General features: G+C 73.8%; 6 protein-coding genes. 5 read left to right on the top strand and 1 reads right to left on the bottom strand.

The window, feature by feature from the left end; genetic code table 11:
- Positions 1-43: 43 nt before the first annotated feature.
- Positions 44-5,494 (bottom strand): ATP-binding protein, encoded by a 5,451-nt coding sequence (locus tag ACTEI_RS09890; protein WP_122977377.1) that lies wholly within the window; start codon positions 5,492-5,494, stop codon positions 44-46.
- Positions 5,495-5,877: 383 nt separating this feature from the next.
- On the opposite strand from ACTEI_RS09890, the gene ACTEI_RS09895 reads away from it, so the two are divergent.
- From ACTEI_RS09895 to ACTEI_RS09915, 5 genes are all read left to right on the top strand, one after another.
- Complete coding sequence (locus tag ACTEI_RS09895; RefSeq protein WP_122977378.1) at positions 5,878-8,181, top strand: sensor histidine kinase; 2,304 nt, start codon at positions 5,878-5,880, stop codon at positions 8,179-8,181.
- Positions 8,181-8,609, top strand: coding sequence for a roadblock/LC7 domain-containing protein (locus ACTEI_RS09900; RefSeq protein ID WP_122977379.1), 429 nt, complete (start codon positions 8,181-8,183; stop codon positions 8,607-8,609). The genes ACTEI_RS09895 and ACTEI_RS09900 overlap by 1 nt, the downstream gene beginning before the upstream one ends.
- Complete coding sequence (locus tag ACTEI_RS09905; RefSeq protein ID WP_122977380.1) at positions 8,606-8,956, top strand: DUF742 domain-containing protein; 351 nt, start codon at positions 8,606-8,608, stop codon at positions 8,954-8,956. The genes ACTEI_RS09900 and ACTEI_RS09905 overlap by 4 nt, the downstream gene beginning before the upstream one ends.
- A complete protein-coding gene (locus ACTEI_RS09910) occupies positions 8,940-9,533 on the top strand; it encodes a GTP-binding protein (protein WP_122977381.1) in 594 nt (197 codons plus the stop codon). The genes ACTEI_RS09905 and ACTEI_RS09910 overlap by 17 nt, the downstream gene beginning before the upstream one ends.
- Before the next feature lie 574 nt (positions 9,534-10,107).
- Positions 10,108-11,409, top strand: coding sequence for a YcaO-like family protein (locus ACTEI_RS09915; RefSeq protein WP_164465893.1), 1,302 nt, complete (start codon positions 10,108-10,110; stop codon positions 11,407-11,409).
- Positions 11,410-11,413: the final 4 nt, after the last annotated feature.

An 11,413-nucleotide genomic window follows, 5' to 3' on the forward strand; every position in this document is an offset into this window, starting at 1 on the left:
GGGACCCCGGCCACCGGCCGGGGTCCCCCCTCGCGTGGAACGATCAGGCGGAGCGCGACGAGATCTCCGCGATGATCCGCGGCCGCAGCTCGGCGGCCGAGATCACCGCGTCCACCGAGCCCACCTCGATGGCGCGCTGGATGCTGTGCACCCGGTCGAACTCGGCCGCCACCTCACCGAGCTTCTCGGCCCGCACCGCGGAGCGCAGCTCGTCCAGCTCGGCGGCGAGCGAGCTGCGGCCCGCCCCGGTGGCCGCCGAGGCCCGGGCCTCCAGCTCGCGCACCCGCGGGTCGGCCGCGGTCCGCGCGTTGACCTCCGCGGTGAAGACCACGGCCGCGGCCGGCGCCCCGCCGAGCACCGACGCGAACGAGCCTTCCAGGGCCAGCACCGTCATGTTCGGGTTGAGCGCCTTGGAGAACACCACGAACGCGCCACCGTGGTACCGGGAGATCACGCAGAAGACGATCGGGCCGCGGAAGTTCACGATGGCCCGGCCGATCTCCGCGCCGTACTCCAGCTGGAGCTTGCGCATCGACTCCGGAGAGCCGTCGAAGCCGGACAGGTTGGCCAGCACCACCAGCGGACGGTTGCCGCTGGCCGCGTTGATCGCCCGGGCCGCCTTCTTCGACGAGCGCGGGAACAGCGTGCCCGCGGTGTACGTGTCCGGCCCGTCGGTGGGCGGGAAGCCCCGCCGCGGCACCGACCGCGACTCGATGCCGAGCAGGCACACCGGCCGGCCGCCCAGGTGCGCGTCCTGCACCACCGCGGTCTCCGCGTCCGCCATCCCGGCCCAGCGCTCCAGCACCGGGTGGTCCTGGTCGGCCAGCGCGCGCATGACCGTGCGGATGTCGAACGGCTTCTTGCGGTCCGGGTTGGCCGTGGCCGAGAAGATCTCGCCGACGGTGGTGAAGTCGCTGCCCTCGATCGCGTGCGGGAAGTCCGAGATGTCCCGGTCGATCGGGTCGGTGGTCAGCGTCGGGCGCGGCCCGGCCTCGCCCGGCACCACGTACGTGTGCTCGTAGTGCGCCATCAGCACGTCCCGGGCGGCCATCAGGTTCGGCGCCCAGTACTGCGCCTGCCCGTTCGGCCCCATCACCCGGTCGTAGCCGCCGATGCCGAAGTTGTCCTCGGCCGACACGCCACCGGAGAAGTCCAGCGACTGCTTGCCGGTCAGCACCATCGCCGAGTCCGGCGTCATCACCAGGATGCCCTTGGTGTGCATCAGCATCGTGGCTTCCGCGTTCCAGTACGGCTGGGCGCCCACGTTGATGCCCGCGACCACGATGTTGATCTCACCGCCGGCCTGGGTGAACTCGACGATGCGCTTCAGCGCGGCGGCCACCCAGTCCATGTTCTCGGTGCCCGAGGTCATCGAGATCCGGGCGCCGGACGACAGCGCGTACCACTCCAGCGGCACCCGCATCCGCTCGGCCAGGTCCAGGGCCGCGATCACCCGGCGGCACTCCGGCTCGGACAGCGCGCCCAGCGACTTGGTCGGGTCGCCGAGCAGCACCACCCGGGAGATGCCCTCGGGGTGGCGGGACGTGACCGTGCGCACCACGCCGGCCACCAGCGCCGCCGAGTTGCTCCCCTTCGGGCGGTCGACCGGCACGAGCGCGTGCCGCTCGTCCAGGTCGTACTCGGTGAACTCGCCGAGGAACTCGGTCAGCTCGTACGGGTAGACGGTGTTGCGGCTGCTGGCCCGCAGCACCTTCTGCCGGTACCCGTCCAGCGGCTCGACCGGCTCGTCGGTCGGCTCGCTGAGGATCAGCTCGGTGCCGCCGGTCGCGCTGAACGTGATCCGCACGTTCACCTTGACCAGCTCGCCGGTGGCCTCGTCACGCCGCCGCGCGATGAACAGGATCTCCTCCAGGCCGGCGCCGGCCGTGGTCGGCGACACCCGGCGGGCGATCATCTCCATCTCGTTGTACGTCAGGCCGAGCACCGGCCACACGTAGATGACGATCCGGTTGGTGTTGAACCGCTTGTCCCGCGACCGCCGCGCCTGTGCCCGCCGGATGCCGTCCAGGCAGGTGGCGATGGTGTCCTCGGTGGTCGGCAGGGCGACCAGCCGGCCGTCCTGCTCGCGCAGCTCGGTCAGGTCGCGGATCTGCGCGAACGCCACCAGCCGGTCGTCGGCCGGGTTCTCCCGGGCGACGCACTGGAACAGGTAGATCTCCTCGTCCGCGGACGGCAGCCGGGTCAGGTCGAACTTGCGCAGCCGCTCCAGCTGCATCCGCTGCGCGATGTACGGGTGCAGCCCCCGGATCAGCCGCTCCTCCTCCATCCCGGTGGTGGACGGCCGGAAGGTGAAGTGGTGGTGCATGACCGCGCCGCTGCGCCCGGCGACCGTCGTGGTCACCCGGCGGATCTGGGCGGGCAGCGGGTGCCGGCTGATCACCTCGTGCAGCGCGGTGGCCATCTCGTCGGAGTCGGCCGGCTGGCCCTCCCAGGCGAGGTAGATGTCGGCGTCGACCGTGCCGTCCTCGGTGGCCAGTCCGGCCAGTCCGGCCAGCGTGCCGCCCAGCCGGTCGAAGCTCTCCGCGGCCGAGACCAGCAGCGAGCCGGACTTCTCGGCGACCACGAAGGAGAAGTCGCCGGACGTGACGGTGCGCACCCCGGTCAGGCCCTTGTTGCCGTAGTAGCGGCGGGTCAGCACCTCGAGCAGCACCGAGTTGTCCACATTGTGCCGGAGCAGGCGCTGGCCGAGCAGCCGGACCAGCGGCTCGGTGCTGCGCACCATCTCGGCGATCCGGTCGGCGCGGTCGCTGGACTGCGGGAACTCGTCCAGGTGGCGCAGGTGCTTGCGGATCTCCGCGTACACCCGGGCCCGGTTGCGGCGCAGCAGCGGCTGGCCGAACCAGGTGAACACCACGCCGCGGGCCAGGTCGGCGATCGCCGGGAAACGTACCTGGGTGGCGGCGACCAGCCGTTCCAGGGCGAGACCGGCCGGCTCGTGCAGGGTGACGTCCGGTGGCGGCTCCTGCAGCCAGGCGCGCAGCAGCGCGGAGACGACCGCGGCCTCGGCCGCGCCGCGCTGCTGGGCCAGGAAGATCCGGAACACCGCGGCCTCCAGGTCCGGGGTGCGCTCCAGGTCGGTGACGCCGTAGTGGCTCAGCGCCTTGGCCAGCTTGGCCTGGAACGACGCCGGCAGCCCGGCCCGCTCCACGTCCAGGCTCTGCAGGTAGGTGTGGAAGAACTCGCGGGCGCTGTGCACGTGCGCGTCGCCGTCCTCGCCGGCCGGCCGGTTGCGGCTCAGCTCGGCCAGGTCGGCGAAGACCTCGATGAGCGCGATCTCCTGCTCCAGGGGCCGGCGCCCCTCCTCGATGGCGGCGCGGCGGGCGGCCAGGTAGTCGTCCAGCACGCGGCGCTCGTCGTGCGGGTCGACGTCGAAGCCGAGCAGCAGGCTGCGCAGGTCCTCCTGGCCGCGGGCGGCGCGCTGGCGGGCCGGCTGGCCGTCCGGCGCCTGCGGCAGGTCGATGGGGGCGGTGGCGCCGGCGGCCTGCTCGGCCTCGTCGCCGCCGGTCGGCTCCAGGCGCAGCAGCGCGGCCCCGGCGTCGACCTTGCCGCCGACCGCGACCAGCACCTCCTTGACCCGGGCCCGGAACGGCGCGCGCAGCACCGCCTCCATCTTCATGGCCTCCAGGACCAGCACCGGCGCGCCGGCCTCGACCTCGGCGCCGGGCTCCAGCGGGGTGGCCACCACCAGCGCCGGCATCGGCGAGCGCAGCACGCCGCCCTCGTCCCGGCTCACCCGGTGGGTGACCCCGTCCACCTCGACCAGCGTGATCGCGCCGTGCGTGCCGGTGAGCAGCCGGTGCCGCACGCCGTTGACCTGGATCCGGCCGCTGTGCCGGTCGAACCGCTCCACCGTGACGTCGGCGAGGCGGACGTCCTCGCCGGCCTCGATGCCGACCCGGAACCGGTGCGCGCCGACCCGGGCCACCCGCACCCGGTACGTCGACCCGCGCAGCTTGAGGTCCAGCGGCGCGCCGCTGTCGTGCCGCACCTGCGGGCGCCCGCCGAACGCGGTGGAGAGCAGCCGCTGCTGCTCGACGCGCTCCTCCTCCTCGTACGCCTCGATCGCGGCCGCCGCCAGGGCGATGCCGGAGTGCCGGTCGGAGACCAGCCGGCCCTCGCCGCGCACCCGGTCGATCCAGCCGGTGTCCGCGCTGCCGTCGATCACCTCGCTCTGGTCGAGCAGGTCGAGCACGAAGCTCTTGTTGGTGGCCCCGCCCTCGATCACCACCGTGGTCTCGGCCATCGCCCGGCGCAGCCGGCCGAGCGCCTCGTCGCGGTCCTTGCCGTACGCGATCACCTTGGCGATCATCGAGTCGAAGTCGCCGGGGATGCTGTCGCCCTCGCTGACCCCGGTGTCCACCCGGATGCCCGGGCCGGCCGGGAAGTCCAGCCGGACGATACGGCCGGGGGAGGGGGCGAAGTCGCGGTCCGGGTCCTCGGCGTTGAGCCGGGCCTCGATGGCGTGGCCGCGCTCGACCGGCGGGGTACCCTCCAGACGGTTGCCCGCGGCGACGTGCAGCTGCGCCTTGACCAGGTCGAAGCCGGTGACCGACTCGGTGATCGGGTGCTCCACCTGCAGGCGCGTGTTGACCTCGAGGAAGGCCAGCAGGTCCTCACCCGGGTGGTAGAGGAACTCGACGGTGGCGGCGCCGCGGTAGCCCACCGCGACCGCGAGTCGCTCGGCGGACGCCTTGAGCTCGGCGGCCCGCTCGGGCCGCAGCACCGGCGACGCCGATTCCTCGATCACCTTCTGGTTGCGCCGCTGCACCGAGCAGTCGCGCACGCCGATCGCCCAGGCGGTGCCCTGCCCGTCCGCGATGACCTGCACCTCGACGTGCCGGGCGCCGGTGACCAGGCGCTCCAGGAAGACGATGCCGCTGCCGAACGCCCGGGCCGCCTCCTGGCTGGTCCGCTCGTACGCGTCGGCGAGCTGGTCGGGGTCGCGGACCACCCGGATGCCGCGCCCGCCGCCACCGGCGGTGGCCTTGAGCATCAGCGGGTAGCCGATCCGCTGCGCCGCCTCCAGCGCGGCCTCCAGCGTCTCCACCGGGCCGCGGCTCCACGGCGCGACCGGAACGCCGACCTCCTCGGCGATCAGCTTCGCGCCGATCTTGTCGCCGAGCTTGCGCATGGCCTCCGGGCCGGGGCCGATGAAGGTGACTCCGATGCGTTCGCACAGCTCCGCGAACGCCGGGTCCTCGGCGACGAAGCCCCAGCCCACCCAGGCCGCGTCGGCGCCGGTCTCGACGAGCGCCTGCTCCAGCAGCTTCAGGTTCAGGTACGGCCGTGCGGCGGCCGGGCCGAGGTCGTACACGATGTCGGCCTCGCGGACGAAGGTGGCGGTCCGGTCGACGTCGGTGAACAGCGCGACGGTCTCGATCCGCACGCCGGTCTCCGCGGCGAGCTCCCGGACGGCATGGATGAGCCGCATCGCGGCCTCACCACGGTTGACGATGGCGATTCGTTTGAACACCCGATCGAGCCCTTACTTCAGGGAAAACCTTCGCCGAGAGACTACAGGTGGTAAAGCGGATTCAGCGGCAACCGCCCTGGTCCGGCCATGTCTCATGGTTACCGGCGGGTATTACCGGCGGGTAGCCGGGCTGGTCACGCGCGGCCTCGCCGCCGGTACGTGATATCGATGACAATCAGTCGCCTCAGGGCTCCGCGGCGCGTCGCGGGCCATCCCTCGTTCGGGGCTCACGTTGCAATTTGCACGCGCCGCGTGCGAGCCCAGCCGCCCTGCGCCATCCGCGTCCCTCGATCGGGGTGTTGACCGGGCGATGACCGACGCCAATCCTGGGCGGCGATCACCGTACGGCTTCGCACCAACACCCGCGGCGAGGAGGCACCGGCATGTGGCGCAGCACCCGGCGCGACCGAACCATCCGCGGCCGCGTGGTCCGGATGCTGGCCCCGCCCCTGGCCGCCATGCTCGCGCTGCTCGCCGTCCTGCACGCCAACGAGATCGCCCGCTACCGCAACGCCGCCGCCACCGAGCGCCGGATCACCGTCGTCCTCGCCCTGCAGAGCCTGGTCCAACAGCTGCAGAACGAGCGCGGCCTGACCGTCGCGGTGCTCGGCGGCAACACCGCCTTCCGGTCCCGGATCGGCGCGGCCCGGCAGCGGGTCGACGCCGAGCGTGCGCGGGTCCGCTCCGTGCTGGCCGCGGGCGACGAGTACGCCGGCGAGGCCGAGAAGTCGCTCGCCGGGCTCGACGAGCTGACCCGCGTCCGCACCGGCGCGGACACCGGCGCGGCCGACCGGGACGCGACCTTCGACCTCTACACCCGGCTGATCGAGGACCTCAGCGACGACACCCGGCACCTGGAGATCATCGAAGATCTCCGGCTGCGCCGCGGCGCCGAGTCGCTGGAGATGCTGACCGAGGTCAAGGAGGCGACCGCCCAGGAATGGGTCTTCCTGGACGGCGTGATCACCGCCGGTGGCTTCCAGCCCGGCGAGTTCTCCGAGCTGCTCACCATCGTCGCGGCCCGGGACCTGGCGCTGGAGGAGTTCGACGAGTTCGCCGACCCGGCCGCCGCAGCGGCCAAGGCGGCACTGTTCGACTCCGGCGCCGCCGCTCAGGCCCGCGCCGTGGAACGGGCCGCGCTGCGCGCTGGCGACCGGCAGAGCCTGCTGGCCGACGCGGGCGCGTGGTGGACCGCGGTGGACACCCTGCTGGACGGGATGACCGGACTGGCCACCCGGATCGGCACGGGCACCCTGGCCCGGGCGGACGACCTGCGCGACCGGGCCACGCTGCGGCTGGCGCTGCTGTCCGCGGTGGTGCTGCTCTGCCTCGCCGGCTCGGCCTTCCTGGCGACCGCGGCCACCCGGTCGCTGGCGGAACCGCTGGCCGAACTGGCCGGCGAGGCGGACCGGCTGGCCGGTGAGCGGCTGCCGGACGCGGTGCGCCGGGCCGCGGCCGGCGAGGACACCGGGCCGCCCGCCGCGCTGCCGGTGCCCCGGGGCGCGAGCGCCGAGGTGCGCCGGGTGGCCGGCGCGTTCGACCGGGTGCGGACCACCGCGTACGCCCTCGCCACCGAACAGGCGCGGCTGCGCCGCGGCACCGCCGAGTCGATGGCCGACCTGGCCCGGCGCAACCAGAACCTGCTGCGCCGCCAGCTCGGCTTCATCACCCGGCTGGAGCGCGAGGAGACCGACCCGACCGGGCTGGCGAACCTGTTCGAGCTCGACCACCTGGCCACCCGGATGCGCCGCACCGCGGAGAGCCTGCTGGTCCTGGTGGGCGCCGCCAGCCCGCGCCAGTGGCCGGGCCCGCTGGCGATGGCCGACGTCATCCGGGCCGCGGTGTCCGAGGTGGAGGAGTACCGCCGGGTGGTGCTACGGCGGCTGGACGACGCGCTCGTGCAGGGCTCGGTCGCCAGCGGCCTGGCGCACATGCTCGCCGAGCTGATCGAGAACGGTCTGACGTTCTCCCCGCCGGACCTGGAGGTCGAGATCCACGGGCGCCGCCTCGGCGACGGCTACCTGATCGCGATCTGCGACCAGGGCGTCGGGATGACCGACGAGGACCTGGACCGCGCCAACCGGCGGCTGCGCGGCGAGGGCGACTTCATGACCGGACCGGCCCGGTTCCTGGGCCACTACGTGGTCGGCCGGCTGGCCGCCGAGATGAAGGCCGGGGTGCGGCTCACCCCGTCGGCGGTGACCGGGGTGACCGCCCGGATCACGCTGCCCGGCGAGCTGCTCGCCGACCCGGCCCCGGTCGGCCCCGCTCCGGCGGCTCCCGGCCCGGCGCCGGTCGGCCCGGGCCCGGCGGCTCCCGGCCCCGCGCCGGTCGGCCCGGCGGCTGCCGCCCCGGCCCATGCCGCCCGGCCGCGCACGGCGGACCGGGTGCGCATCCGGCCGCGGGCCCTGGAGGTCGACTTCGTGGTGGTCACCGAGCGGCCCGCGGCCCCGGCGCTGGACGCGGCGCTCCGGCCGGCGGACTTCGAACGTACGGCGAACGGGCTGCGCAAACGGATTCCCCGGGCGCGCCGCGCCGGACCCGGCGCCGCGCCGGCCCCGCGCGAGGAGCCGACGGGCGAGCTCAGCGACTCACCCGACGCCGTCCGTGACCGTCTGACCGCGTTCCGCGACGGCGTCCGGCGGGGCACCGCCCGCCCCGTCGCGGCGAGCTCCGAGGAGACGTGATGAGTGTGGAAGCGGGCACCGCCGACCGGCACCAGTTCAACTGGATGCTCGGCAACTTCGTCCACCAGACGGACGGGGTCCGCGACGCCGTGGCGGTGTCGTCGGACGGGCTGCTGATCGCCGGATCGGACGGACTGGACCGGGCCGAGGCCGACCAGCTCGCCGCGATCGTGTCCAGCCTGGCGAGCCTGGCCCGGACCGCGTCGCGCCGGTACGACTTCGAGGGCCTGGAACTCATCATGATCGAGATGCGACGCGGGTTCCTGGTGATCTCGGTGATCCCGGGGGGCAGCTGCCTGGGCGTGGTGGCCGGCGGGGACAGCGACCCGGGCCTGGTCGGGTACGAGATCTCCCGGCTCGCCGAGCGGTTCGGCGACCTGCTCACCCCGGCGCTGATCGCCGAGTCCCGGCAGAGGCTCCCGCGATGAGAGGCGCTGCCCGGCCGCCCGACCCCGATCCGGTGGTCCGCCCGTTCATGCTCACCGGTGGGCGTACCCACCCGGTGCGCGACGGCCTGCGGATCGAGACGCAGCTGTCCGCCGCCCCGGCCGCGCTCGGCGCGCCGTTGCGGTTCGAGTCGCGCCGCATCGTCGAGCTGTGCCAGGCGCCGGTGTCGGTGGCGGACCTCGCGTCCGCGCTCGGCGCGCCGCTGGGGGTGGTGCGGGTGATCGTCGCCGACCTGATCACCGAGGGTTTCGTGCTCGTGGAGGACACGCCGGTCGAGCTGCCGGCCACGCTGATCGAGAGGATCCGGGACCGTGTCCGGGCGCTCTGAGACCGCCGCCGCGCCGCCACCGGTCGCCGTCAAGATCGTGGTCAGCGGCGGCTTCGGCGTCGGGAAGACCACCTTCGTCGGCGCCGTCTCCGAGATCGAGCCGCTGGTCACCGAGGCCGAGCTGACCGAACGCTCGATCGGCGTGGACGACACCTCGGCGGTGGCCGCGAAGACCACCACCACGGTCGCCCTCGACTTCGGGCGGATCACCCTGGACGACGCGCTGCTGCTCTACCTGTTCGGCACACCGGGCCAGGACCGCTTCGCCTTCCTCTGGGACGATCTCGTCGACGGCGCGCTCGGGGCCATCGTGCTGGTCGACACCCGCCGTATCGAGGACTGCTTCCCGGCGATCGACTATTTCGAGGACCGCGACATCCCGTTCGTCATCGCCGTCAACACGTTCGACGGCGCGCGCCGCTTCGCCCACGCGGAGATCCGCGAGGCGCTCGGCCTGCCGGACGACCTGCCCCTGGTCGACTGCGACGCCCGCCGTCGCGAGTCGGTCAAGGCCGTCCTGGTCACCCTCACCGAATGCGTCCTCACCCGCCGCCTGGAGCGCGCCGCGGCCTCGTGACCCGCCCGCCGCCACCGGACGCGCCGGCTTGACCGGTCGCCACCGACGCGGCCGGCCTGTCTCGCCACCACCGGACGCGCCGGCCCGACCGTCGCCACCGACGCGGCCGGCCTGTCCCGCCACCACCGGACGCGCCGGTCCGTCCCGCCACCACCGGACGCGCCGGTCCGTCCCGCCACCACCGGACGCGCCGGCCCGGCCTGCCACGGGCCGGGCCGCCGCCGGACGGCGCCCGGTGTGGCGCGGGCCCGGTCCGCCGCCGGATCGGTGTGCCGGCGCCCGCGGCGGTCCGTTGTGGACGGCCCGGCCAGGGCGCCCGCCGGACGCCCTGGCGGGCGAACGCGAATGCTCCGACCATGTCGTCAATGTCGGACAATTCATTCCTATGGGGATCAGGAACACAACTCGGTTGTAGCTTTCGCAAACCACAGCGAATCGTCCGCCGGAGGTCCAGAGTTGAAGGAGCACGGGTAGTCCTCGACGGGCGCCGTCGGACAGCTTTCGCCCGGATCCGACCGGGCAGGGAGAAGCGTGCGCAATGAGCGCGGTTGCCGTGGGAGCAACGCAGCGGAGCGTGGAAACGGCAGATTCGGCCCGGCTGGCGGATCTGGTGTCGCCGCTCGGCGGGCTGGTCGGGCACGTGCTGCGGCTCCCGGTCGAACCCTCCGAGCCGCCGCTCGCGGTGTTCTCGGCCGATCTCGGCGACGTGTCCAGCGTGCTGCCCAACCTGTGCGGACCGGAGTGCCTGGGCAACCTCGACGGCACCGGAACCGGGGTGGACCCGGAGCGCTCGGCGCTGGTCGCCGTCGCCGAGGCGCTGGAACGCTATGCCAACTGCGTGTACGACGAACGCCAGTTCATCTGGGCGACCGCTGACGAGCTGGGCCCCGAGGCCCTCGACCCGGACACCCTGCCGCGCTGCTCGGAGGCCGAGTTCGCGGACCCGGACTGCCCGGTCACCCGGCCGGACCGCGCGGCGCGGATGCGCTGGGTACGCGGCGTGCACCTGGGCACCGGCGAGCCGCGCTGGGTGCCCGCCGTGCTGGTGTACATGCACCTGCCCGCGCACGCCGGGGAGCGCTTCACCAGGCCGATCTCCACCGGCTCGGCGGCGCACCCGGATCCGGCCGTCGCGGTGTGCGGAGCGCTCTGCGAGGTGATCGAGCGCGACGCGATCAGCATCACCTGGCTGCAACGGCTCGCGCTGCCGCGGCTGGAGCTCGACACGGTCAGCCCGCAGCTGCAGCGCTACCTCGACCTCAGCGCCGGCCGGGACGTGACGGTGCACCTCTTCGACGCCACCACCGACGTGGGCATCCCCACCGTCTACGGCGTCTCGGTCGCGCCGGACCACCCCACCTGCCGCACCGTGGTCTCCTGCGCCACCGGGCTGGACCCGCAGGTGGCGGCCGCGAAGGCGATCTGCGAGACGGTCTCCGAGCGGATCGCGCTGCACGGGACCCCGCCGCCGGGCGAGGACGTGCGGGCGTTCGGCGGGGTGTCCGACGGCGCCGCCTACATGTCCGCCCCGCAACGGGCGGCGGCGTTCGACTTCCTGCTCGACAGCCCGGCCCGTCGCCGGATCTCCGCGATGCCGACGCTGTCCACCGGTGATCCGGTCGCCGATCTGCGGCTGGTCTCCGCGCGCCTGGCCGCGTGCGAGCTGGACGCGTACATCGTCGACCTGACCCCGGACGAGGCGCTGCGGACCGGGATGACCGTGGTGCGCGCGGTCGTGCCGGGCCTGCAGCCGCTGTCCTTCAGCTACCTGGCCCGCTACCTCGGGCATCCCCGGCTCTACCAGGCGCCGGTCCGGATGGGCTATCCGAGCAGGCCGGAAGCCGAGCTCAACGCCTGGCCCCAGCCGTTCGCCTGACGTC

The organism is Actinoplanes teichomyceticus ATCC 31121 (assembly GCF_003711105.1).
GTDB classification, from domain to species: Bacteria; Actinomycetota; Actinomycetes; order Mycobacteriales; family Micromonosporaceae; genus Actinoplanes; species Actinoplanes teichomyceticus.